This window comes from Polaribacter sp. R2A056_3_33 (assembly GCF_019278485.1).
In the GTDB taxonomy this organism is placed as follows: domain Bacteria; phylum Bacteroidota; class Bacteroidia; order Flavobacteriales; family Flavobacteriaceae; genus Polaribacter.
Map to the genome: position 1 here is coordinate 2,942,218 of NZ_CP058984.1, position 25,838 is coordinate 2,968,055.

Annotated in this window: 20 protein-coding genes; 14 read left to right on the forward strand and 6 right to left on the reverse strand. The window is 30.3% G+C overall.

All coding sequences use genetic code 11. The features are described 5' to 3' along the window. Positions 1–13: 13 nt before the first annotated feature. Together H0I29_RS12315 and dnaN are read right to left on the reverse strand one after the other, a co-directional pair. A complete protein-coding gene (locus H0I29_RS12315; RefSeq protein ID WP_218755237.1) occupies positions 14–583 on the reverse strand; it encodes an ACP phosphodiesterase in 570 nt (189 codons plus the stop codon). A 165-nt stretch (positions 584–748) separates the two neighbouring features. Further along, the gene (gene dnaN, locus H0I29_RS12320; RefSeq protein WP_165730063.1) at positions 749–1,867 is read right to left on the reverse strand and encodes a DNA polymerase III subunit beta; all 1,119 of its coding nucleotides are present in this window, start codon (positions 1,865–1,867) and stop codon (positions 749–751) included. Positions 1,868–2,135: 268 nt separating this feature from the next. Between dnaN and H0I29_RS12325 the strand changes: the two genes are divergently transcribed. The 3 genes from H0I29_RS12325 (at position 2,136) to H0I29_RS12335 (ending at position 7,891) form a co-directional block, all read left to right on the forward strand. Then, positions 2,136–4,631 carry a PIG-L family deacetylase gene (locus H0I29_RS12325; protein ID WP_218752574.1) on the forward strand — a complete coding sequence of 832 codons (2,496 nt, stop codon included), beginning with the start codon at positions 2,136–2,138 and terminating at the stop codon, positions 4,629–4,631. Between the two features lie 319 nt (positions 4,632–4,950). Further along, entirely contained in the window at positions 4,951–6,837 is a 1,887-nt protein-coding gene (locus H0I29_RS12330) for a sodium:solute symporter (protein ID WP_218732973.1), read from the forward strand. 82 nt (positions 6,838–6,919) lie between these two features. Then, complete coding sequence (locus H0I29_RS12335) at positions 6,920–7,891, forward strand: Gfo/Idh/MocA family protein (protein ID WP_218752576.1); 972 nt, start codon at positions 6,920–6,922, stop codon at positions 7,889–7,891. Between the two features lie 43 nt (positions 7,892–7,934). Here the strand turns inward: H0I29_RS12335 and H0I29_RS12340 are convergent, their stop codons facing one another. The 4 genes from H0I29_RS12340 to H0I29_RS12355 form a co-directional block, all read right to left on the reverse strand. Then, a complete protein-coding gene (locus H0I29_RS12340; RefSeq protein WP_218752578.1) occupies positions 7,935–8,606 on the reverse strand; it encodes a PolC-type DNA polymerase III in 672 nt (223 codons plus the stop codon). A gap of 2 nt (positions 8,607–8,608) precedes the next feature. Further along, on the reverse strand, positions 8,609–10,525 hold the full coding sequence (locus H0I29_RS12345; protein ID WP_218752580.1) for a DUF294 nucleotidyltransferase-like domain-containing protein: 1,917 nt from the start codon (positions 10,523–10,525) through the stop codon (positions 8,609–8,611). Then, the gene (locus tag H0I29_RS12350) at positions 10,522–11,070 is read right to left on the reverse strand and encodes an NUDIX domain-containing protein (protein WP_218752582.1); all 549 of its coding nucleotides are present in this window, start codon (positions 11,068–11,070) and stop codon (positions 10,522–10,524) included. The genes H0I29_RS12345 and H0I29_RS12350 overlap by 4 nt, the downstream gene beginning before the upstream one ends. Before the next feature lie 197 nt (positions 11,071–11,267). After that, on the reverse strand, positions 11,268–12,356 hold the full coding sequence (locus H0I29_RS12355) for a M42 family metallopeptidase (protein WP_218732978.1): 1,089 nt from the start codon (positions 12,354–12,356) through the stop codon (positions 11,268–11,270). Between the two features lie 228 nt (positions 12,357–12,584). Between H0I29_RS12355 and H0I29_RS12360 the strand changes: the two genes are divergently transcribed. From H0I29_RS12360 to recN, 11 genes are all read left to right on the forward strand, one after another. Continuing rightward, the gene (locus H0I29_RS12360; RefSeq protein WP_218752584.1) at positions 12,585–13,475 is read left to right on the forward strand and encodes an ABC transporter ATP-binding protein; all 891 of its coding nucleotides are present in this window, start codon (positions 12,585–12,587) and stop codon (positions 13,473–13,475) included. A 105-nt stretch (positions 13,476–13,580) separates the two neighbouring features. Next, on the forward strand, positions 13,581–17,237 hold the full coding sequence (locus H0I29_RS12365) for a M1 family aminopeptidase (protein WP_218752585.1): 3,657 nt from the start codon (positions 13,581–13,583) through the stop codon (positions 17,235–17,237). A 64-nt stretch (positions 17,238–17,301) separates the two neighbouring features. After that, positions 17,302–18,381 carry an esterase-like activity of phytase family protein gene (locus tag H0I29_RS12370; RefSeq protein ID WP_218752586.1) on the forward strand — a complete coding sequence of 360 codons (1,080 nt, stop codon included), beginning with the start codon at positions 17,302–17,304 and terminating at the stop codon, positions 18,379–18,381. A gap of 37 nt (positions 18,382–18,418) precedes the next feature. Beyond that, positions 18,419–18,940: a hypothetical protein gene (locus H0I29_RS12375; protein WP_218732982.1), complete on the forward strand. Its 522-nt coding sequence runs from the start codon at positions 18,419–18,421 to the stop codon at positions 18,938–18,940. 99 nt (positions 18,941–19,039) lie between these two features. Next, the gene (gene dapA / locus H0I29_RS12380; RefSeq protein WP_218752587.1) at positions 19,040–19,918 is read left to right on the forward strand and encodes a 4-hydroxy-tetrahydrodipicolinate synthase; all 879 of its coding nucleotides are present in this window, start codon (positions 19,040–19,042) and stop codon (positions 19,916–19,918) included. A gap of 5 nt (positions 19,919–19,923) precedes the next feature. Continuing rightward, on the forward strand, positions 19,924–20,436 hold the full coding sequence (locus H0I29_RS12385; protein WP_165730085.1) for a ferritin: 513 nt from the start codon (positions 19,924–19,926) through the stop codon (positions 20,434–20,436). 238 nt (positions 20,437–20,674) lie between these two features. Beyond that, positions 20,675–21,535: an outer membrane protein assembly factor BamD gene (locus tag H0I29_RS12390; RefSeq protein ID WP_218732984.1), complete on the forward strand. Its 861-nt coding sequence runs from the start codon at positions 20,675–20,677 to the stop codon at positions 21,533–21,535. Positions 21,536–21,544: 9 nt separating this feature from the next. Continuing rightward, positions 21,545–21,865, forward strand: coding sequence for a DNA-directed RNA polymerase subunit omega (locus H0I29_RS12395; RefSeq protein ID WP_218732985.1), 321 nt, complete (start codon positions 21,545–21,547; stop codon positions 21,863–21,865). Then, a complete protein-coding gene (gene coaBC / locus H0I29_RS12400; protein ID WP_218752588.1) occupies positions 21,865–23,076 on the forward strand; it encodes a bifunctional phosphopantothenoylcysteine decarboxylase/phosphopantothenate--cysteine ligase CoaBC in 1,212 nt (403 codons plus the stop codon). Before H0I29_RS12395 ends, coaBC begins: the two co-directional genes overlap by 1 nt. An 83-nt stretch (positions 23,077–23,159) precedes the next feature. Next, complete coding sequence (locus tag H0I29_RS12405) at positions 23,160–24,050, forward strand: DUF4835 family protein (RefSeq protein WP_218732987.1); 891 nt, start codon at positions 23,160–23,162, stop codon at positions 24,048–24,050. Positions 24,051–24,121: 71 nt separating this feature from the next. Then, complete coding sequence (gene recN, locus H0I29_RS12410) at positions 24,122–25,774, forward strand: DNA repair protein RecN (RefSeq protein WP_218752589.1); 1,653 nt, start codon at positions 24,122–24,124, stop codon at positions 25,772–25,774. The last annotated feature ends 64 nt before the right edge of the window (positions 25,775–25,838 follow it).

Here is a 25,838-nt window from a genome sequence, read left to right on the forward strand (position 1 = left end):
TATTCAACAAAAACTACTCTTGAATTTCATTTGTGTTAGAAGCGCTAGTTAGTTCTTTAAACTTTTGATTTGTATGTGCTATTAAATCTTTAAAAAATAAGGTAAAATCTTCTTGAAGTTCATCTTCTAAAAGGCGTAAATCCTCAATGGCTAAATTCATTTGAGATTTTCCTTTTGTTCTAGTATTCATTCCGTTTAAAACCTTTGCAATTCCGTCTTTATATTGATAATTGAACAAAATATTATATTCAATCATATATTTAATGAAGTTTTGAGATTTTACAGGTAAATCGTCTGAAATACTGCTAAATAAATCATAAACATCTTTGGTATAGGTTTCTAGAGGGATGTCTGAATAATCTGCCCAATTCTTAGCTAAGAAATAATCATAAAAAATATCAATAATTACGCCATCGTAATGTCTGTAACGTTCGTGCAAACGTCTTTTACTTTTTCGTACAACTTCGTGAGCATCTGTAAACGTGTCAATTTCTCTGTGTAAGAAAATTCCTTGCTGAATTTCTTTAGAAAAGCTCAAATAATTATTACCTCTAATATGGTCGGCAATAAAATTACCAATCATAATATTGGTGTTGTTTTGTGATAAATATAAATGGGCTAGGAAATTCATGAAGGTAAATGTAAAGAAAAAACCACAATTAATTTTTAATCAATTGTGGTTTTTAATATTATAATTTCCTGCTTTTACAGGAATGATATATCATTTTAATGCAATAAATAAAGTGTATTAGCTATTTAACATTACTGGCATTACTAACATGGTAACTTGTTCACCTTCGTCAGTACCATCAATAGGAGTTAAAATTCCTGCTCTGTTTGGTAAAGACATTTCAATTAAAACATCGTTAGAGCTTAAATTGTTTAACATTTCGCTTAAAAAACGAGAGTTAAATCCAATTTGCATATCATCACCTTGGTAATCACAACTTAAACGTTCGTCTGCTTTATTAGAGAAATCTAAATCTTCGGCAGAAATATTTAATTCCGTCCCCGCCATTTTTAAACGGATTTGGTGTGTTGTTTTACTAGAGAAAATAGAAACACGTCTTACAGAGTTTAAGAAAGAAGCTCTGTCTACAGTTAATTTATTTGGATTCTCTTTTGGAATTACTGCTTCGTAATTTGGATATTTACCATCAATTAAACGACATACTAAAACTACGTTATCAAACGTAAATTTTGCATTTGCATCGTTATATTCAATAGTAACATCACTATCAGAACCACCTAAAATACCTTTTAATAAGTTTAAAGGTTTTTTGGGCATAATAAATTCTGCGGTTTGATCTGCAGTAACATCCGTTCTTGTATATTTTACTAATTTGTGAGCATCCGTAGCAACAAAAGTCAAACTTTGCGAGCTAAACTGAAAAAATACACCACTCATTACTGGGCGTAAATCATCATTTCCTGCAGCAAATATTGTTTTAGAAATTGCAGTTCCTAAAATACTTGCAGGTACTACTGTTTTACTTGGTGATGGTAAAGAAACCGCTTTAGGGAATTCATCTCCACCAAAATAAGCCATGTCATATTTACCTTGATCAGAACTAATTTCAATTGCATTGTCACCTTCCGTTTTAAACGTTAAAGGTTGGTCTGGAAACGTCTTTAAGGTATCTAATAATAAACGTGCAGAAACAGCTATAGAACCAGAACTATCACTTTCTACATCTATTACAGAACTCATTGTTGTTTCTAAATCTGATGCAGAAACTTTTAATTGGTTTTCAGATAATTCAAACAAAAAGTTATCTAAAATTGGTAAGGTATTGTTGCTATTTATAACGCCGCCTAAAACTTGTAATTGTTTTAATAATTGCGAACTCGATACAATAAATTTCATTGATTTTTTATCTTTATTAGTCTTACAAATATAACCTTATTAAGTGATTCTGAAAATTAATTTATTAACAGGTTATGAGCATTTTGTTAATGAAAATTGAAACGTTATAATTATGTTAACAAATTTCAAGACCCCTCATAAAAAACTACATTTGTTTTTATGACAATCTGTAATTTTTTAAAGATTGTTAGACTAATCATTACAATGAGGTTTATATAATTTTTTTTAACCTCACTAAGACTTAAAAGAATAGACCAATTTTATACATATGAAGAAATTTTTACTTTCTACACTAGCCTTTTTACTGATTTCTGTTTCAGTATTCGCTCAAAAACCTCAAAAATTAACCTCGAATCAGATTTACGAGAAAATTCAAAAACTGAATTTCTTAGGAACTGCGCTTTATATTGCTGCGCATCCAGATGATGAAAATACGCGCTTAATATCTTATTTATCAAATAATGTAAAAGCAAGAACTGCTTATTTGTCTTTAACAAGAGGAGATGGAGGTCAGAATTTAATTGGTTCGGAACTTAGAGAGTTATTAGGTGTTATTAGAACTCAAGAATTATTAGCCGCAAGAAGTGTTGATGGTGGTGAACAAATGTTTACAAGAGCAAATGATTTTGGATATTCTAAACATCCAGATGAAACGTTAGAAATTTGGAATGAAGAAGCTGTTTTAAGTGATGTTGTTTGGGCAATAAGAAATTTTATGCCAGATGTTATTATCAATAGGTTCGATCATAGAACTCCTGGTACAACGCATGGTCATCATACAGCTTCTGCTATTTTAAGTGTGGCGGCTTTTGATATTGCCAATGATTCTACTAAATATTCTGATCAACTTAAATATACCAAAACTTGGCAACCAAAACGTTTGTTTCATAATATTTCTTCTCGTTCCTTTAAAAGTCAAGAAGCATTTAACGAAGCTGCAAAAGATTTAATTTCTTTTGATATTGGAGCGTATTATGCTTTAAAAGGTTTGTCTAATAACGAAATTGCGTCTATAGCAAGTAGCCAACATTTGAGTCAAGGTTTTGGACGTTTGAGCACAAGAGGATCTCAAAAAGAGTATGTAGAGTTTTTAAAAGGAGATTCTTTAATAGTAGAAAACGATGTTTTTTCTGGTATTAATACTACTTGGAGTCGTTTAAAAAATGGAGCTTCAATAGGGAAAATTTTAAAGGATGTAGAAGAAAATTTTGATTTTGTAAATCCGTCTAAACACTTATCTAAATTAATGTTAGCGTATAGCATGATGAGCGATTTAGAAGACAACCACTGGAAAACAATTAAAGAAAAGCAGATTAAAGAAATTATTGAAGCTTGTGCAGGTTTGTATATAGAGGCTTCTGCAAACAGTTCTTCTGGAACACCTAATTCTAAAATTGATATAAATTTTGAAGTATTAAATAGAAGTGATGTAAATATGCAGCTAACTTCTATTGTTTCTGAATTAGATAGCATTGAAATTTTTAAAGGATTTAATTTAACAAAGAATGAGAAATTTACATTTAAAGAAACATTTGCTTTAAAAACAAATTCTTATACAGATCCTTATTGGTTGCGTAAAGAGGCTACTTTAGGAATGTATACTGTAGATGATCAAGCATTAATTGGGTTGCCAGAAACACCTAGTATTTCTAAAATAACGTATAAATTAATCATAGATTTTATTCCGATTACGATTACAAAGAATATTGTTAGGCGATATGCTGAAAGAGATAAAGGAGAAATTTATGAACCTTATGAGGTTTTACCAGAAGTAACCACAAAAATTAAAAACAAAGTACTTATTTTTTCTGATAGCATTTCTAAGAATATCAATGTAGTAATTAGAGCCGGTATTCCTTTTGTGCAAGGAAAGGTAAGTTTAAAAGTTCCTGAAGGTTGGCGAGTAACTCCTGCAGAAATTAATTTTAATATTGAACAAAAGGAAGATGTACAAAATGTTTCGTTTTTAGTAACACCACCTAAAAATCCGTCTGAAGGAAAATTAGAAGTTATTGCCGTTTCTAAAGGCGAAAGCTATACTAAAGAGTTGGTTGAGATTAATTACAATCATATTCCTAAACAAAGTGTTTTGTTAAATTCTGAAGCAAAAGTTGTTCGTTTAGATATTCAAAAAGTAGGAAATACAATTGGTTATATAAAAGGAGCAGGTGATGCTGTTCCAGAAAGTTTACGTCAGATTGGTTATAGCGTAGAAATTATAGACCCTATAAATATTAATGAAGAAAACTTATTAAAGTATGATGCTATCGTTTTAGGTATTAGAGCTTATAATGTTGTTGATGAGCTAAAATTCAAACAAAAATTCTTGTTAGAATATGTAGCAAAAGGAGGAAACATGATTGTGCAATATAACACGAATAGAAATGTAGATGTTGCAGCACCTTTTCCTTTAAAGTTGTCTAGAGATAGAGTAACAGATGAGTCTGCAGATGTTTTAATATTAGCAGAAGACAATCCGTTAATGAATTTTCCTAATAAAATTACCAACGAAGATTTTAATGGTTGGGTACAAGAACGTGGTTTGTATTTTCCTAATATTTGGCATGAATCTTACACACCTGTTTTATCTATGAATGATAAAGGAGAACACATGAAATTGGGTAGTTTGTTAATTGCTAAATATGGTAAAGGAAATTATATCTATACAGGTTTAAGTTTCTTTAGAGAATTGCCTGCAGGTGTTTCTGGTGCGTATAGATTATTTGCAAATATGTTGTCTGTAGGGAAAGAAGTTTCAAAGTAAGGTTCAGGGTTTAAGGTTTCAAGTTTGAGATTTCAAGTTGGAATATTAAAGTGAAGTTTAAAAAGGACAAAAGTGACAAACAAGTTTAGCCCTGATTGAGTTGTTTGTTTGAGCTCTTTTTTACTGTCAGTTCGTGCAAATTTGTATCGAGAACAGAAGTAAAAAAAGCGAGTAACAAAAGCAGGAAATAGCTTCTAATAAAAATAGAATGAAAGAAGAAAAATATACTTGGAAAAAAGAATATTCATTGGTTTTAATAGCGAATGTAATTTATGTTATTGCGTTTTATTTAATTACAAATTATTTTACAGTTTAGTTTATGGAAATTGAAAGTAAATTACATGCAATAGATTGGATTATTCTTTCTGTAACCTTAATTTTTATAGTAGCGTATGGTACATATGTAACTAGAAAAAATAAGAATGTAACCGATTATATTAAGGGTGGGAGCGACTCTAAATGGTGGACAATCGGTCTGTCTGTAATGGCAACACAAGCGAGTGCAATTACGTTTTTATCTACACCAGGACAAGCGTTTCATAGCGGTATGGGCTTTGTACAGTTTTACTTCGGATTGCCTATTGCAATGATTATAATTTGTGTAGTTTTTATACCGATTTATCATAAATTAAAAGTCTACACAGCTTACGAGTTTTTAGAAGGAAGATTCGATTTAAAAACGAGGAGTTTAGCGGCAATTTTGTTTTTAATTCAACGTGGATTGGCTGCCGGAATTACCATTTTTGCACCTGCCATTATTTTAAGTGCCGTATTAGATTGGGATTTATTAACACTGAATATTATCATCGGTTTTTTAGTGATTATTTACACGGTTTCTGGAGGTACAAAAGCAGTAAACGTAACGCAAAAACAACAGATGATTATCATTTTTATTGGAATGCTAATTGCGTTTTTTATGATTATGAGTCAGCTTCCAGAAAACATTACATTCAGCAATGCATTAGAAATTGCGGGGGCAAGTAATAAAATGGAAGTGTTAGATTTTTCTTTCGATTTAAGTAATAGGTACACAGTTTGGACTGGGATTTTAGGGGGAACATTTTTAATGTTATCATATTTTGGAACAGACCAAAGTCAGGTGCAACGTTATTTGTCAGGAAAATCGGTTAGAGAAAGTCAGTTAGGTTTAATTTTTAACGGATTGTTAAAAGTGCCAATGCAGTTTTTTATTCTGCTAATTGGTGTTATGGTTTTTGTTTTTTATCAATTTAATGCATCGCCTTTAAACTTTAATCCTACAGCAAATGACGCGGTTCAGAACTCTGAATTTGTTGGTGAATATCAGAAATTAGAAGCAGAACATACCATTATAGAAAATGATAAAAGATTGTTGTTTTCTGATGGTTTTCAGAAGGAAGAAGCTACTCGAATTCAAGAATTAAATGAAAGAGATTTAGCTTTAAAAGAATCAGCTAAAGAAATTATTAAAAAAGTAAATGAGAAATCCATTAAAAAAATAGAATCAAACGACAAGGATTATGTGTTTATTCATTTTATTTTAAACAATTTACCAAGAGGATTAATCGGACTTTTATTAGCGGTTATTTTATCTGCAGCAATGTCTTCTACTGCATCGGAATTAAACGCATTGGCAAGTACAACTGCTATAGATTTGTACAAGCGAAATGTAAGAGAAGATAAAGATGAAGAGCACTATGTAAAGGCTTCTAAATGGTTTACATTGCTTTGGGGAATCATAGCCATTTCGGTGGCGTGTGTGGCCAATTTATTCGATAATCTAATTCAGCTTGTAAATATTATTGGGTCTATTTTCTACGGAAACGTCTTGGGTATTTTCTTGTTGGCATTTTTCTTTAAAAAGGTAAATGGAAATGCAGTGTTTAGAGCAGCTTTAATTACGCAAATATTAATTTGTTCTATTTATTATTTCGGAATTTACAACTTAGAATCACAAGGTTTAGAACCGATAATTAGTTATTTATGGCTGAATTTTATTGGATGTGTTTTAGTGATATTTTTCTCACTATTATTCGTTTTTAAAGCGATAAATAGGCAAAGTAAAATAGCGTTAGTAATTAGTTTATTGGCTATTTTAAAAATTACATACGATGTGTTGAACGATGTTTCATTAAACATAACTCATGTTGTTTCTCTAATTGTATTATTTTCTTTTTTAGGGTTCTTTAATATTGACAAGACAATTTTAAATGAAAAAGAAAATTAATTGAGAATACTTTAGATAAATAAGTGTAGACAGTATTTGATACCTTTTTAGATTCTATCTTTAAATAATTAAAAAAGTTACTATGGAAAATAAAATAATAAAATGGGGAATTATTGGCCTTGGAAAAATAGCTACAAAATTTGCTACTGATTTGGCAACTGTAGAAAATGCAGAATTAGTTGCTGTTGCTTCTAGAAGTGAAGGGAGAGCAAGCGATTTTGCAAAGAAATTTGGTGCTAAAAAGGCATATAAATCATACGAAGCTTTGGCTAAAGATGCTGAGGTAGATGCAGTATATGTGGCTACTCCGCATAGTTTTCATAAAGAACATGCTATACTTTGTTTAGAAAATAAAAAAGCAGTTTTATGTGAAAAGCCTTTTGCAATGAATTTGCAAGAAGTAGAAGAAATGATTGCGGTAGCAAAAGAAAATAATGTTTTGTTGATGGAAGCATTATGGACGTATTTTTTACCACATTTTACGTATGTTTTAGATCTTGTTAAGAGCAGGGAGTATGGAGAGTTAAAAAAGCTAGAAGCAGATTTTGGTTTTTATAATACGTATGATACAGATCGAAGATTATTTAAAAAAGAAGTGGGAGGAGGAAGTTTATTAGATATTGGTATTTATCCAATTTTTGCAGCTTTATCTACTTTGGGAACTCCACTTACTATTGAAGCCGATGCTACTTTCTTTAAAAATGGTGCAGATGCTGAATGTAATATGCTTTTTAATTATAAAAATGCAACTGCTAATTTAAAAAGTACCTTGTTAGAGAATACTCCAACGGAAGCTGTTTTTACGTTTGACACTGCAATTGTAAAAATAAACACACAATTTCATGCGCCTTCTTCTGTAACAATTTTAAAAAATGATACAGAAGAAACCATTAGTTTCGATTATAAAACCATTGGTTATAGTTTCGAAACAAAACATTTTAATAGTCTTTTAAGAGAAAACAAAAAAGAAAGTACTATTATGACCTATGATTTTTCTAGAAGTCTAATTCGTGTTTTAGACACCGTTAGAGAAAGTATCAATCTAACGTATTAAAGATGCTTTTTGAGTATATGGAATTTTAAATAAGAAAATGCTATTATGAATTTAGCAAGTCTTTCACGGTTAAATCGTTGTTTTTATCTAAGCGAGCTATTATTTTTAAAAACAATATAGCTGTAATAAGAGCATCTCCACTTGCGGTATGTCTATCACTTTTAGATACATTTAGTTCATCACATAATTTATCTAAAGTATAACGTTCTTTTGGCAATGTGTTTTGATAAACAGTATGCTTAGAGGTTCTATATAAATGTTCTGTATCTAAGGTCTTATTTTTAATTTCTGGTAGTTGGTTTCTTACTAAAATTTGGTTCATCATCATAATGTCAAAGTTTATATGATGCCCAACTAAAATTGAATTACCGATGTATTTTAAAAAACTTTTTAGCGCTTCTAATTCAGAGATTTTTGTTATGCTTCCTTCTTTTAAAATTCCGTGAATATGTACCGTTTCTGGATTAAATATTTCTTGTTTTAAATACACCTCAAAACTATCATTTACATTTAAAGTGTTGTCGATTAAAGAAACAGCACCAATAGACAATACACGATCTCTCATTCTGTTAAATCCCGTAGTTTCTGTGTCAAAAACAACAAATCGAGTTTCGTTTATAGCGAGTTTTGGTGCGTTTAAAAAACTATCTTCATACTCTAAAAAGTAATCCGGAAGTACCTTATTTTCCTTCTTATTAAACCAGTTAAACTTCATAATTATCTCATGTTTGATAAGTTAAATTTAATAGTAAGCACTTCTTGAATTTCTCTAATAGGTTTAAAACACCTTTTAAGTTTCAACTTTTCTTCTTTTGTTAAAGACTCTAATTTAATAAATTTACCAGAATCGTTGTGTAATATTCCTTGTTTGGTTTTAAATTTTAGCAAGGCTTTAAAAGCATAAGAACAAGATTGATACAGTTCTTTATTTTGAGGTTCTATTTCAGCTAATCTTTCAAAACGGTGTGCAGTATTGTTAATTTCAAAAATATTATTGGAGAGCGTTAAAAGTCTTGCTGCATTAATTAAGGGCATTAAAGCTCTTTGTTTTATGTTAAAAGAATCTTTATGGTCACCATTATTCTCTACTAGAAACTGTTTAAAAAATCCTAGAGGAGATGGACTTGCAATGGCTTCTTTTGCTAAAAAAGTAAATAAAAGAGTCCTTTCATTAAGTGTTTTAAAAATGCTTTTGGTTAGCTCTCTTGCCATAGAAACTTCCCCATAAATAGCGTTAAAATCAAAGAAAATAGACGATAATAAAATGGCTTCTCCATCAACATTAAAAATCCACTCGTTAAATTGATCTTTCCATTCAGATAAAGACAAGCACCATTTAGGATTGCTTGCCATCATTTCTGCAGGGCAATATTCATAACCAATTTTATGTAGCGATTTTGTAATATGACCTGCTAATTGTAAAAAATATTCTTTCGTTTCTGTATATTGTTCTTTGCTAACATCCTCGAAAATGATAGCATTGTCTTGGTCTGTATATAAAAGTTGTTCTTTTCTACCCTGACTTCCTAATGCTAACCAAGTAAATTTAGCAGGCGGTGGCGTAGCCATTTTTTTTAAAGAAATCTCAATAACTCTTATGGTTACACTATCATTTATTTCGGATATAATTTTAGAAATATGTGATAATGGTATATTTTGTTCTAGATAAGATTTTAAAAGTTGATTGGCCTTGATTCTAATTTCTCTTATCTCTCTTGTTTTTTTAGCTCGTTTAATCTCTTTTAAAATTACTGTTGGGTTGTTTCCTAGTGAAGCTAAAACATCATGATTAGTTAAAATTCCTATCAACTTAGAATTACTTGTCCCATCTACAGTAATACACAAATGACCTACCTTTTGCTTTATCATTTGTAACTGAGCGTCTAAAACAGTAAGGTTTTTAGATTGTGTAATTACTGGGGAAGACATGATTTCTGTTACAGAGATGTCTATAGAAAATAGACCTGTAGCTATTTTGTTTTTAAGATCGCTATTTGTAATAATTCCTAAAGGAACGCAGGCATCATCTACCACTATAATACAGCCAACTTTTTGATTACTCATTTTTATAGCGGCTTCTTTAGCTGTAGCATTAGCTTTACAGGTTAATGGCTTCTTAGTGTAATTTACAGAGTGTAAATTAGAATAAGCTAAATTATCATTTTCTATATAATCTGTAAAAACATTGCTGTTTTGCTCGTTTGTATAAGGATCAAAAGAGTTAGAAGCAAAAGAAGTTAATAGATATTTATTAATTTTTAAACTTCTTTCTGATACTGCTTCAAAAATTTCAATAGGAATCGCATAGACAATAGATTCTTCATTGGCGATGGCGTCTAATAAATAGTTTTCTTTACTAATTAACGGTCTTAAACCAAAAATATCACCACCATCACAAATGTCTATCAGCGCTTTTTTGTCATTAGAATTTTTATACAAACTAATTCCTCCATTTCTTACAATGTAAAATTGTTTGTGAATTTCATCATTCTCGTTAAAAATAACTTTTCCTTTTTCTAAATAGATAATGGAAACTTGAGAAGCTATTTCTAATATTTTTTTTGTAGCTAATAAGTTGAAAGGCGGATAGTTTTTTAAAAAATCGTAAACGCGTTCTGCAATTGAATTTTTCATCTTTTATGTATTTGTTGATGAATTTTGTTATAAACCGAACAGTAATACTCATGAAATCTAGGAAGTAAAACATTCTTTAGGTTTTCTGTGCTTTTTAAAGTTGATAAATCAAATAATTCGATGGCATCAACTTCTTCTTCTTGAATGGTTAATGTTGATAAAGGCACTTTTAATTCAGCGATAAAAACATGATGATGTTCGTTATCTTGAATTCCGTTTGCATGAGAAACTTGATGAATCCTTGTGCCTATTTTGATGAGGTCTTTTTCTTCTATTTTAAGTCCGATTTCTTCAAAGACTTCTCTTTTTGCTGAGGTAATAATAGCTTCTCCGGCAGCAATATGTCCTGCAACAGAAATATCCCACAAACCAGGAAATACTTTTTTGGTCAATGCTCTTTTTTGAAGTAATATTTTTTCATCCGAAGTAAAAAGCCAAATATGAACAGTTGCATGAAACCAACCATTTTTATGGGCTTCAGATTTTAAAGCAGTTTTTCCTGTAAGTTTTCCATCAGGAGTTAAAATGTCTATGAGTTCGTCCATAATTAAAAGACACGAATTTCACTAATTACCACTAAATAATATTTTTTAGTTAGTTTGTCATTTCGACGATAGGAGAAATCTCATAATATAGATTACAAAATCATGAGATTTCTCAATCGCTTAAAAAAGCTCATTTCAAAATGATATAAAAGTCAAAATAATTAGCATAATCCGTGAAATTCGTATCTGTATTTTATTTATTCAAAATAAGAAAAAGTTTCTCCTCCTTTAATATTCAATAATGTTTCATAAATCATTTTAATCACATTTTCTACATCATCTCTGTGTACCATTTCTACAGTGGTGTGCATGTATCTTAACGGTAAAGAAATTAGAGCAGAAGCAACGCCACCATTACTATAAGCAAAAGCATCTGTATCAGTTCCTGTTGCTCTAGAAAGTGCAGAACGCTGAAAAGGAATTTCTTTTGCTTCGGCAGTTTCTGTAATTAAATCACGTAATTTTTGTTGAACAGCTGGTGCATAAGCAATAACCGGACCTTTACCTAATTCTAAAAGACCAGCAGTTTTTTGCTCGATCATTGGTGTAGTTGTATCGTGTGTTACATCAGTAACAATTGCCACATTTGGTTTAATGGTTTGTGTAATCATTTCTGCACCACGCAAACCAATTTCTTCTTGTACTGAGTTTGTAATGTACAATCCGAAAGGCAATTCTTTTTTGTTTTCTTTTAATAAACGAGCTACTTCGGCAATCATAAAACCACCCATTCTGTTGTCTAAAGCTCTACAAACAAATTTATCTCCGTTTAAGATATGAAATTCATCTGGATATGTAATTACACAACCAACATGAACACCTAAATCTTCTACTTCTTTCTTGGTAGCACAACCTGTATCTATAAAAATGTTGTCTGGTTTTGGAGCTTGCTCATTTGATTTGTCTCTTGTATGAATTGCAGGCCATCCAAAAACACCTTTTACAATTCCGTTTTTAGTGTGAATGTTTACAATTTTACTTGGTGCAATTTGATGATCTGATCCTCCGTTTCTAATCACGTAAATCAATCCGTTATCAGAAATATAATTTACATACCAAGAAATTTCATCTGCATGCCCTTCAATAACTACCTTGTATTTTGCATCTGGGTTTATAACTCCTACTGCAGAACCATAGGTATCTGTAATAAATGTGTCTACATACGGTTTTAGGTAGTCCATCCAAATTTTCTGACCTTCCCATTCGTATCCGGTTGGTGCAGCATTATTTAAGTATTTTTCTAAAAATGTAAGTGACGCTTTATTTAAAATTGATTTTTTTGCCATTATAAAAGTTTATAAAGTTTTAATATGAAAAGTTCTAAAGTTAAATGTTAGTTCGGTTGTTTTTTCTATTGTAAAAGTAATCAGAAAAAATATAGAGTACATTTTATACTTCCAATGGTAAAAATAATACGATTTTTTAGGAACTCCATTAAAAAAATCACAAAAAAGTGTAACAAAAGTGCTTACTTTTACACTAATCACCAAAGTAATATCACTAAAACCAACAATATGAAGTTAGTAATTGAAAATTTAACCAAAACATACAAAAACGGCGTAAAGCCTATTGATAATTTAAGTATTGAAATAGGTACAGGAATGTTTGGTTTGTTAGGACCAAATGGTGCAGGGAAATCTTCTTTAATGAGAACCATTGCAACATTACAGAGTCCAGATTCTGGTTCAATTACTTTTGGTGATATTAATGTTTTAGAAGACAATATGTCTTTACGTAAAGTGTTAGGGTATTTGCCACAATCTTTTGGTGTGTATCCTAAAATGTCTGCCGAAGATTTGTTAGATTATTTTGCAACTTTAAAAGGAATCTCAAAAAAATCTGAAAGAAAAGCCATTGTAAAAGAGGTTTTAGATATTACTAATTTATATGAAGTAAGACATAAATATGTTGCGGGTTATTCTGGCGGAATGAAACAACGTTTTGGTATTGCGCAATTGCTTTTAAACAATCCAAAACTAATTATTGTGGATGAGCCTACTGCAGGTTTAGATCCTGCAGAGAGACATCGTTTTTTAAATGTTTTAAGAGAAGTTGGAAGTAATTGTACGGTTATTTTTTCTACACACATTGTAGAAGATGTTAAAGAATTGTGTAATGAAATGGCTATTTTAAACGGAGGTAGAATTTTAAAACACTCTACACCACAAAAAGCAACAGAAGAATTAGAAAACACCATTTGGACAAAAATTGTAGAAAAAGACGATTTAGAAGAAAATATGAAATTGTACAATGTGTTGTCTAGAAATTTTAATACAGACAATACGTTAAATATAAGAGTACATGCAGAAGAAAAACCTTCAGATGATTTTGTAGCAGCAACTCCGCAATTAGACGATGTGTATTTTATTGCATTAAAACAAGACGAACCAGTTTTAACAAGTTAAGAGTTATTAGTTAAAAGTTAAGAGTACTAACATGCTCTAGCCAAAAAATTTTATAAAGAGAATCTAACTCACCACTCAAAACTCATCACTCATAACTTTGTAATTATGTTTTCAACTATTTTTAAACACGAATTAAAATACTGGTTTAACAAACCTGTTTTTTATATTTATATTTCAATATTTTTATTAATCTCTTTCTTCTTATCTGCAACATCTGCGGGTATTTGGGATGGCGTTTCTGGTACCACTGGTTCTTCCAGAATTGTAAATTCGCCAATTGGTGTTACAGGTATCTTTAATGCATTTACTATTTTAATCTTCTTTTTATTTCCATCAATTATTGGAGTTTCTATTTACAGAGATTTTAAAAGTGAAATGCACTCCATTTTATTTTCGTATCCGTTTACAAAAGCGAATTATTTATTTGCAAAGTTCTTTAGCGGAATTGTAGTGGTTTCTGCTATTGTTTTGGTTGTTGCTTTAGGAATGGTTATTGGGTTTCGTTTTCCAGGAACCAATTCAGATATTGTTGGCGATTTTAATGTTATGACTTATTTAACAACGTATTTGGTTTATATTTTACCAAATGTATTGTTTTTTGGTGCTGTTGTTTTTGCTATTGTTACATTTTCTAGAAGTGTTGCAGCTGGTTTTATTACGGTAATTATTTTAATGTTTGTTCAGGGAGCTATTTCTAGTATTTTATCAGAACCAGAACAAGCAACATTGTTAGCTGTTTTAGATCCTTATGGTTCTTCCGCGTCTTCTTATTATACAAAATATTGGACCGTTTCTGAACAAAATGAAATGCAAATTCCAATAGGTGAATTGGTAATTTATAACCGTTTATTGTGGTTGGTAGTTTCCTCTTTAATTTTTGGGTTGGTTTATAAATATTTTAAATTTACACAAAATGCAATTACACTTTCTTTTAGAAAAGTAAAAGCAGAAAGAATTACAAAATCTAATTTTAGCGGAGTTACAAGAATAACGTTACCAAAAGTGTCTCACGATTATTCTTTTATTCAGAATTTAAAAGTGATGTGGCACTTGTCTAACATCGATTTTAAATACATTTTTAAAAGCTTACCTTTTATCTGCATTCTTATCGTTGGACTTTTAATGTTGTTTGGAACTTTATTTATTTCTAGTGAAATTTTTGGAACAGATACATTACCAGTAACTTGGCAAATGTTAGGTGGTGGAAATATTTTTAGTTTGTTTGTTATTAATATTTGTACTTTTTTATACGCTGGTATGTTAGTGCAAAGAGCAAGAACTGCAAAAATTAGTCATTTAGTTGATAGTACACCAATACCAAACTGGACATTATTATTCTCTAAATTGATTGCTATTTTAAAAATGCAATTGGTTTTACTGGCAGTAATTATGGTTTCTGGTATGTTGTTTCAAGCGTATCAAGGATATTATAATTTCGAAATTGGTCATTATATAAAAGAGTTGTTTGGGTTAAAATTTTTAAACTATGCAATTTGGGCTTTCTTAGCAATATTTGTACAAACGTTGTTTAAAAATCAATATTTAGGTTTATTAGTTTTGTTAATCGTTGCTATGGGGATTCCGTTTTTAGACTTAATAGGAATTGAGTTAGCCATTTTTAAATATAACGAAGGCCCAGGTTTTAGTTATTCGGATATGAATGGGTATGGCTCTGCGTTGTCTCGTTATTTATGGTATAAAATCTATTGGATTTTAGGAGGAACAGTATTACTTCTTGTAAGTGTTTTATTTTGGGTTAGAGGATTACCAAATTCTTTTTCTGAAAGAATGGATATTGCTGTCTCAAGATTTAAAACACCTCAAAAAATTGGTTTAGCGGTTGTTTTGGTTGCTTTTTTAACTTTAGGTTTTACGATCTATCAAGAAACAAAATCAGAAGAAGAAAACTCAGCTTCTAAACAAGCTGAATTAAATGCCGTTAAATGGGAAAAAAGTTATAAAAAATACGAAGATTATAAACAACCAAGAATTGTAGCTGTAAATGCAGATGTAGCTATTTATCCGAAGAAAAGAACGTACAAAGCAAGTGCTATTTTTACAATGATAAATAAAACGGATAAAGCAATTGATAGTATTTTCTTAAATCATAACTCATTAGAAAACACCTTCGAATTTAATAAACCAAATAATTTGGTCTTAGAGGACACGGTTTTTAATTTTGATATTTATAAGTTCGATAAAAAAATACTACCTGGCGATTCTTTACAACTTACAGTGCATGTAAAAAGTAAAGAAAATACCATGTTTCAAAGAAAATCGCCTGTTTTAGCAAACGGAACATTTTTAAATAATTTCTCTATGTTTCCTAGTTTAGGATATTCTTCTGCAGGAGAATTGACTGACAATAAAATTAGAGAAAAGTACAGTTTACCTCCAAATAATTTACAATCTGAACCTACAGATTCTACCGCTTTAGGAAATACATATATTTCTAAAGATTCTGATTGGATAGATTTTGAAGCAACCGTTTCTACATCCGAAGATCAAATTGCAATTGCACCAGGTTATTTGCAAAAAGAATGGACAGAAGAAGGACGTAAATATTTCCATTATAAAATGGATAGTAAAATGTTGAATTTCTATGCATTTAATTCCGCAAGATATCAAGTTAAAAAAGAAATGTGGAATGGTATTAGTTTAGAAATTTACTATCACAAACCACACAATTATAATTTAGATAGAATGCTAAAAGGGATGAAAGCATCTGTTACGTATAACGAGAAAAACTTTAGCCCTTATCAACATAAACAGTTAAGAATTGTAGAATTCCCTAGAACACAAGGTACTTTTGCGCAATCTTTTGCAAATACAATTCCGTTTTCTGAAGGCTTTGGTTTTATTGCTGCTGTAGATGATACAAATGATGATGGAGTAGATTATCCTTTTGCAGTTACTGTACACGAGGTTGCACATCAATGGTGGGCACATCAAGTTATTGGTGCAGATGTTTTGGGTGCTACCATGTTGTCAGAAAGTTTGTCGGAATATGTTTCGTTAAAAGTATTAGAGCATCAAAATGGAAAACCGAAGATGCGTACCTTTTTAAAGAAAGCTTTAGATGATTATTTAATGCAAAGAACCATGGAAAGAAAGCGTGAAAATGCATTGATGTATAACGACGGACAAGGGTATATCCGTTATCAGAAGGGGTCTTTAGTTTTTTATGCTTTAAGTGATTATATAGGTGAAGAAACCTTAAATGGGGCTTTAAAAAAGTATGTAGAAAAAGTAAAGTTTCAAGAAGCTCCATATACAACTTCCGTAGAAATGGTGAATTATATTAGAGAAGTAACACCAGATTCCTTACAATATGTAATTAAAGATATGTTTGAAACCATTACGTTGTACAGAAACCAAATTTTAGAAGTAAAATCTACAGAATTAGACAACGGGAAATACGAAGTAGAAATAGAATTTGAAGTTTCTAAATATAGAAATGATGAAAAGGGAAAACGGTATTATGGTGAAAAAGTGGGAGATACTTTAACGTATCAAACGGATGAAATGAAAAAACCTATTTTATCAGTTCCATTGGCAGATTATATTGATATTGGTATTTTTGCGCAGGAAGAAGTTGATGGGGAAAAGAAAGAAAAAGAGCTGTATTTAAAGAAGCATAAGATTACAGAGATCAATAATAAAATTACAATTATTGTTGATGAAAAACCGGTTGAAGTAGGAGTAGATCCTTACAATAAATTAATAGACACGAAGTCTGAAGATAATAGAAGAAAGTTGTAGTGTTTTATGATAATTGATCTTTCATTTTTTTAATTTGAAAGATCTTTTTTTCAAAATAAAAATTATGAAAAGTATTGTTTTAGGTATTTTAGGTTGTCTTGTTTTTTGTTCTTGTAAACAAGAAAAAGCAATAGAATTAAATTTTCTTGATGAATTTGTTTTAGCAGATTCCATAGCATTTCAAAACTCAATTATTGGAGGATTGTCTGGTATAGATTATGCAAACGATGCTTATTATTTTGTGGTGGATGATGCGAAAAACCCTCGTTTTTTAAAAGCAGCAATAAACATCGAACAAAATAAAATTAAGGCTGTAGATTTTAAAAAGGTTGTTTTATTAAATGATACGACAACTTCTTATTATAAAGAAAACGCTTTAGATTTAGAATCCATTTTTGTAGAAGCAGAAACCGAAGAGGTTTATTTTGTTGGTGAAGGATCTATTAATAAAGGTAAAAGTCCTACTGTTTTTAAAACAGGTTTAAACGGAAATTTTATAGAAGCTTATGAGCTTCCTAAAAACTTAAGTGATATTAAAAATATAAAACACAATGCTGTTTTTGAAGGTTCTTCTAAAAGTATTGATGGAAAAGGTTTTTGGGTAGCAATGGAAGGTCCTTTAAAAACGGATGGGGAAGATCCTTCTTTTACAAAAGCATCATCACCAATTAGAATCACGTATTTTGATAAAACATCTAAAAAAGCAACAAAGCAGTTTGCGTATCAATTAGAACATATTACAAAACCATCCAAAGGAAATATTAATTTAAACGGATTAACATCGATCTTAGAGTATAAAGAAAATAACTTTTTTATTATTGAAAGGACGTATCAAAGCGGTTATGGTTCTTATGGGAATATTGTCAGAATTTTTGAGGCAGTTATCGATAAAGAAACTACTAATGTTTTAAATATAGATGCTTTAAAAGAGTCTGGTTTTATTCCGCTTAAAAAGCGTTTATTATTAAATTTTGAAGAGGTTAAAAGTCAATTAACAGAAGGAATTATAGATAACATAGAAGGTATTACATTGGGGCCAAAATTAGCCAATGGAAACCATTCTTTACTTATAGTTGCTGATGATAATTTTCAAGTCTATGGAAAACAATTAAATCAATTTATTTTATTAGAAATTACTGATTAATAATTTCTGTTTTTATCAAGTTAACGTATTTTAAGTAATGAATTTTTTAAAGTTAAAAGAAACCAGAATCAAAAAAAAGTTTGATAAAAACATCAAACAAGTGTCTGAAAGTAGAATTGTTTCTCAAAAGGAAATTAAATCTGTGGGTATTTTAACTACGGCAAGTATTTCTTTAGAGGTCGATTTGCAAGCAAAAATAGAAACTGTTCTAGGTCTTAAAAATGTTAAAATATATAGTTTTAAGAAAAGTGATGCTACAAAAGACACATCCTTTAAATACTTTACACAAAAAGATATTAATTGGAAAGGGGTGTATATTGAACCTAGTTTTAAAAGTTTTTTAGAAGAACCATTCGATTTGTTAATAGGTTATTTTAGTGAGGCTAATTTGTATTTAGAAACAGCTGTTTTACAATCTAATGCTACCTTTAAAGCTGGTTTTTCTGGAGTAAATTCTAAATTGTACGAATTAGAAGTTTCCGAAGATACAGCACATGTAGAAGCATTTTCATCAGAACTAAAGAAATACCTTCAAATTCTTAAAAAACTAAAAAATTAAACTTTAATAATAAAGTTGTTTATTCTTGGTAAGAATTGTTTTTTTAGTGATGAAGTTCAGCATTAAATCGTAATTTTACGCCTTATAAAATACATAATAATGCAGAGATTTATTGGAACTGGAGTTGCGTTGATAACACCTTTTAAAGAAGATTTAAGTGTAGATTTTGATGCACTTGTAAAATTGGTAAATTTTAACATCGAGAACGGAACAGATTATTTAGTAATTAATGGTACAACAGCAGAAAGTGCAACTATTACTAAAGAAGAAAAGCAAGAAATAATTAACGTTATTATTAAGACAAACAATAAGCGTTTGCCTTTAGTTTTAGGGGTTGGAGGTAATAATACCGCTTTAGTTATAGAAGAATTACAAACAAGAGATTTTACAGGTTTAGACGGTATACTATCTGTTGCGCCTTATTATAGTAAGCCAACACAAGAGGGTTTTTATCAGCACTTTAAAGCGATTGCTCAAGCTACAGAATTACCAATTATTTTGTATAATGTTCCTGGTAGAACTGCAAAAAATATGGAGCCTGCAACTACAATACGTTTGGCTAATGAATTTGAAAATATAGTGGGTATTAAAGAAGCAGGAAATAACCAACAACAGTATTATACGTTGTTAAAAGATAAACCAGCAGATTTTTTAATCATTTCTGGAGATGATGATATGGCTTTAGGAGTTGCCTTGGCGGGTGGTTCTGGTGTGATTTCTGTAATTGGACAAGCCTTTCCTAAAGAATTTTCTACAATGATAAATCATGGTTTACAAGGTAATAATAAAGAAGGATATGCTATTCATTATAAAATGATGGATGTTGTAGATTATATTTTTGAAGAGAATAATCCTGCAGGTATAAAAACAGTTTTACAGGAGTTAGGTCTTTGTAAAAACGATGTTCGTTTGCCTTTAGTGCAAGCAAGTGCAGAACTTCAATCTAAAATTGCTAAATTTGTAGCGAACTTTAAATAGAAAATATGTTATCACCAGTTATTGAAAAAGCATTAAACGAACAAATTAGAGTAGAAGCACAGTCTTCTCAAATATATTTGTCAATGGCTTCTTGGGCAGAAGTTTTAGGTTTTGAAGGCGTTGCACAGTTTATGTACGCACATTCAGACGAAGAAAGAATGCACATGTTAAAGTTGGTGAAATTTATAAATGAACGTGGTGGGCATGCAATAGTATCAGCATTAGATGCACCTCCGGTGGAATTTGGTGAATTTAAAGAAATGTTTCAAGAATTATTTAATCATGAAGTTCATGTTTCTGCATGTATAAATGATTTAGTAGATATTTGCCTACAAGAAAAAGATTATGCTACTCATAATTTCTTACAATGGTATGTTTCTGAACAAATAGAAGAAGAAGCATTGGCTAGAAATATCTTAGATAAAATAAAGTTAATTGGTGATGATAAAGGTGGTTTTTACCTGTTTGATAATGATATTAAACAATTAATTACTGCAGTACCACCTGTGCAACAATAATATTAACAAACTTTTAGTAACAACTAATCGCTTTTTTTGCGTCTTTTGTGTCGTTATTATATGACATAATTTATTGTCAAAAAAAGCGTTTTAGTTTCATATGTTATTCTTAATACTGTGTATTTAGAAATTTCATTGAAACAGTTATCCTAAAGTTGTTTTGGGAGCTAAAAGGGAAGAATTATTTCAGAAAAAATAAATTCTTTTATTATCCATATTTAATCACTAATTTTGCACGATGCAAAAAATTAAAAATTTAGCGTGTTTATTGATGTTCTCACTTGTATTATTTTCATGTGGGGAATATCAAAAAGTTTTAAACAAAGGTACTACGGAAGAGCAGTATAAAATGGCTGTAAAATTGTACGAAAGCAATAAGTTTAGTAAAGCTTTGCGTTTGTTTGAGAAAATAACACCAACTTATAGAGGGAAACCACAAATGGAGCGTATCCAATTTATGGTAGCACAATCTAATTTTAACGAGAAGAATTATAGTATGTCTGGTTATTATTTTGATCGTTTTGCAAAGAATTATCCGAAAAGTTCTAAGCTTGAGGAAGCAGCTTTTTTATCAGCTTATAGCTATAAATTGGCTTCTCCTAGTTTTAGTTTAGACCCAACGGATACAAATAAAGCTTTGGATGCTTTTCAAAGTTTTATAAATACGTATCCAGATTCAGATAAAATAGAAGAAGCGAACCAACATTATAAAGAATTAAGGTATAAGCTTCAGAAAAAATATTTCGAAATTGCTAAAACGTACTATAGAACAGCTGAATACGATTTAAGAAATTATAAAGCGGCAATACAAGCTTTTGATAATTTATTAGCAGATTATTTAGGTTCTGAGTTTAAAGAAGAGGCATTATATTACAGGTTAAAAGCTGCACATGACTTTGTTTTAAAAAGTTATGACAGGAGAAAACTAGAACGTATAAAAGATGCAATAGATGCATACGATAAGTTAAAAAGAAATTACCCAGAATCTCAGTTTATGGAAGATTCAAATATAATGTTAGCGACCTTACAAAAAGAACAAGTAAGAATTGATGCATTGATTGCAAAACAGGTTGAAGTTCAAAATTCAAAAAAGAAATAATAATTAATTATGGATTATAAAGATACAAAGGCACCTTTAAGTACTATTACTTATAATAAGAATGAAGTAGAAGCTCCTACAGAAAATATTTATGAAGCTATTTCTATTATTGCCAAAAGAGCAAATCAAATCAACGGTGATTTAAAGAAAGAATTGGTTGATAAATTAGAAGAGTTTGCTACTTATAACGATAGTTTAGAAGAAGTTTTTGAAAATAAAGAGCAAATAGAAGTTTCTAAATTTTACGAAAGATTACCAAAACCAACAGCTATGGCTATGGAAGAGTGGTTAAACGGTAAAGTTTATTTTAGAACTCCAGAAGCAGAATAATGTCTGTTTTAAGTGGTAAAAAAATTTTATTAGGAATTACTGCTGGAATTGCTGCATACAAAACGGCTGGTTTAGTCCGTTTATTTATAAAATTAGGCGCAGAGGTCAAAGTTATTATGACTCCTGCGTCTAAAGATTTTATAACACCTCTTACACTTTCCACACTTTCTAAGAACCCTGTTTATTCTACTTTTTATAATAAGGAGGATGAAGAAAATGAGCTTTGGAATAATCATGTAGATTTAGGTCTTTGGGCAGATTATATGTTAGTTGCTCCGGCAACAGCAAATACCATGTCTAAAATGACAAATGGCACTTGCGATAATTTATTATTGGCTGTCTATTTATCTGCAAAATGTCCAATCTACTTTGCACCTGCAATGGATTTAGATATGTACATCCATCCATCAACCAAAGAAAATTTACAAAAATTAAAATCTTTTGGAAATACAATTATCCCTGCAACCTCTGGTGAGTTGGCAAGTGGTTTAGTTGGTGAAGGAAGAATGGCTGAGCCTGAAGATATTGTATCATTTATAGAAAAAGATATTTTATCTAAATTACCTTTAAAAGGTAAAAAAGTATTACTTACTGCAGGTCCAACGTATGAAGCTATAGATCCTGTTCGTTTTATAGGCAATCACTCTTCTGGTAAAATGGGGTTTGCAATTGCAGAGGCGGCAGCTAATTTAGGTGCTGAGGTTTTTTTAGTTTCTGGTCCAAGTCATCAAAAAATACAACATTCTCTAGTACATAGAGTAAATGTTATTTCTGCTGATGAAATGTACAACGCAGCTCACAAATATTTTAAAGAAGTAGATGTTGCTATTCTTTCTGCTGCAGTTGCAGATTATAGGCCAAAAAATGTAGCAACTCAAAAAATAAAAAAGACAACTTCTGCGTTAGAGATTGAGTTAGAACCAACAAAAGATATTTTAGCTTCTTTAGGTGAAATTAAAGAAAATCAATATTTAGTTGGTTTTGCATTAGAAACCAATAATGAGCTAGAAAATGCAAAAGGGAAACTAAAACGTAAGAATTTAGATGCTATCGTTTTAAATTCTTTGCAAGATAAAGGTGCCGGTTTTGCTACAGACACAAATAAAATTACTATTATTGATAAAGATTTGACTGAAAAATCATTCGAATTAAAATCTAAAGTAGAAGTAGCTAAAGATATTATGAATGAAATTGTAAAAAATATTTCTTAATATTTTTTGTCTCCTCGAGCGCAGTCGAGAGGTTTTGGTTTAGGTCCCGACTGCGCTCGACCAGACAGTAAAAAACAAAATAAATGCGTAAACTTATATTTTTTTTTCTGTTAATATTTTCAGTTTCTGTGTTAAAAGCACAAGAATTAAATTGCTTGGTTACTGTAAACTACAACCAGGTTCAAGGTTCAAATACGCAGGTTTTTAAAACACTAGAAAAATCTTTGTCAGAGTTTGTAAATCAAACTAAATGGACAAATAACGAGGTAAAACCAGAAGAGAGAATAGATTGTGCTTTTACAATAATAATTACTTCTAGAGATGAAAATAATTTTAATGCAACGATACAAGTTCAGTCTACAAGACCCGTTTTTGGATCTACCTACGCTTCACCTGTATTAAATTTAAAGGACAACGATTTCAATTTTAAATACAATGAGTTCGACCCATTAGTTTACAATAAAAACTCTTATGATAGTAATTTAATTTCTACCATTGTTTTTTATGCAAACATTGTTTTAGGAGCAGATTCAGATACTTTTAAAAGAAATGGTGGAGAATCGTCTTTTAGAGTTGCAGAGAATGTAATGTTACAAGCGCAGCAAAGTGGAATTGCTTCTTGGCAAAATGTAGTAGGAAAACAAAATAGGTTTTTATTGATTGATAGTTTTTTATCTCCAAAACTTTCTGCATACAGAACAGCTACTTATACGTATCATAGAAGAGGATTAGATGAGTTTTCTTTAAACAAAGGTATTGCCAAACAAAATATGGAAGAGGCGGTAATCTCTTTAGAAAGTATCTATAATAAAACAGTTGGTAATTATTTAATTCGTGTATTTTTTGATGCAAAATCAGATGAAATTGTAAATATGTATACAGATGATGCTACTTCTAGAAATAAAAATAGACTTGTTGAAATAGTGAAAAAAATATCTCCGAATAACAATGCTAAGTGGAAAAATATTAAGTAAAACATTCCTTATAATTATTGTTTATTCTTGATACAATTTTCCTTAATTTTAGCTTCTAAAATTTCGAGCATTTGTTAACACAACTTTCCATTAATAACTACGCATTAATCAATCACTTATCTATTGATTTTTCTTCAGGCTTATCTATTATTACAGGTGAAACAGGAGCAGGTAAATCCATACTTTTAGGTGCATTAGGTTTAGTTTTAGGTAACCGCGCAGATTTATCATCATTAAAAGATACAAGCACAAAATGTGTTGTAGAAGCTAAGGTTGCTATTGCGAATTACAATTTAGAAGATTTTTTTAACGATGTAGACTTAGATTACGAAGCAGAAACTATTATTAGAAGAGAGATTTTACCATCTGGTAAGTCGAGAGCTTTTGTAAATGATACGCCAGTGACGTTGTCTGTTTTGAATAAGTTAAGAACAAAATTAATCGATGTGCATTCTCAGCATCAAACTATAGAATTGTCAGATAACCTTTTTCAGTTTTCAATTTTAGACGCCTTAGCTCAGAATACAGCAAAAATAGCCTCTTACAAACGCGGTTTTTCTCAGTTAAGTAAATTAAAAAGAGAATTTTCTAAATTAAAAGAACAACAGAAAGAAGCGAATCAGCAATACGAATATAACCTACATCTTTTTAAAGAATTAGAAGAAGCTAAAATTAAGGCAGAAGAACAAGATGATTTAGAGGAACGTTTAGAAAAGCTGAATAATATTGAAGATATTAAAGGTAATTTATCGGAAGCTTTAGAAATTACGGTGAATGAAGAAATTGGAATTCAGAATTTGCTAAATACTTTAGAGAATCGGTTGTCTAAAATTGCAACATTCTCTAAAGAATATCAAGTATTATCAGAAAGAGTTACTTCTGTAAAGATTGAAATCGATGACATTGTTTCTGAGTTAGAAGATGCGAATGAAAATGTAGATTTTAATCCGAATGAAGCCGAAGAAATTAATGACAGATTACAATTACTATATAATTTACAGAAGAAACATACAGTAAGTAATAATGTGGAGTTACTTAAAGTTTTCGAAGAACTTTCAGAAAAAGTGGCGCAAGTAGAATCTGCAGACGAAGTAATTATTGAGAAGCAAAAGGAGATCGATGAAATTTCGTTAAAATTAGATAAAGTAGCCGATTTAATTTCTAATGCAAGAACAAAGTCAATTCCTAAATTAAATAAAGAATTACAAGCTTTATTAACCGATTTAGGTATGGAAAACGCTCGTTTTTCAATTAAAATAAAGCAAACTAAAAATTATTTTGCAAACGGAAAAGATGAATTAGAATTTCTTTTTTCAGCAAACAAAGGAGGTAGTTTTGGTGAATTGAAAAAAGTAGCTTCTGGTGGAGAATTGTCTAGAATTATGTTGTCTGTAAAAACAATTTTATCAGAAAACACACAATTACCAACCATAATTTTTGATGAAATTGATACTGGAGTTTCTGGTGAAGTTTCAAATAAAATAGCCGCAATTATGCAAAAAATGAGTGCTAATATGCAAGTAATTGCCATTACGCATTTACCGCAAATTGCTGCAAAAGGAGCAAATCATTACAAAGTGTATAAACAGGAGGTAAAAGGAGTAACCACAACTAATTTAAAACTTTTATCTACTGATGAAAGAGTTAAAGAAATTGCAGAAATGCTAAGTGGTAAAGATATTTCCGACTCTGCTCTTACCCACGCAAAAGAATTATTGAATTAGTTTATTTAAAACTTAAAAGTTAGAGTGTCATTTTAGAATGAGTTTTTTAACCATTCAGAAATTT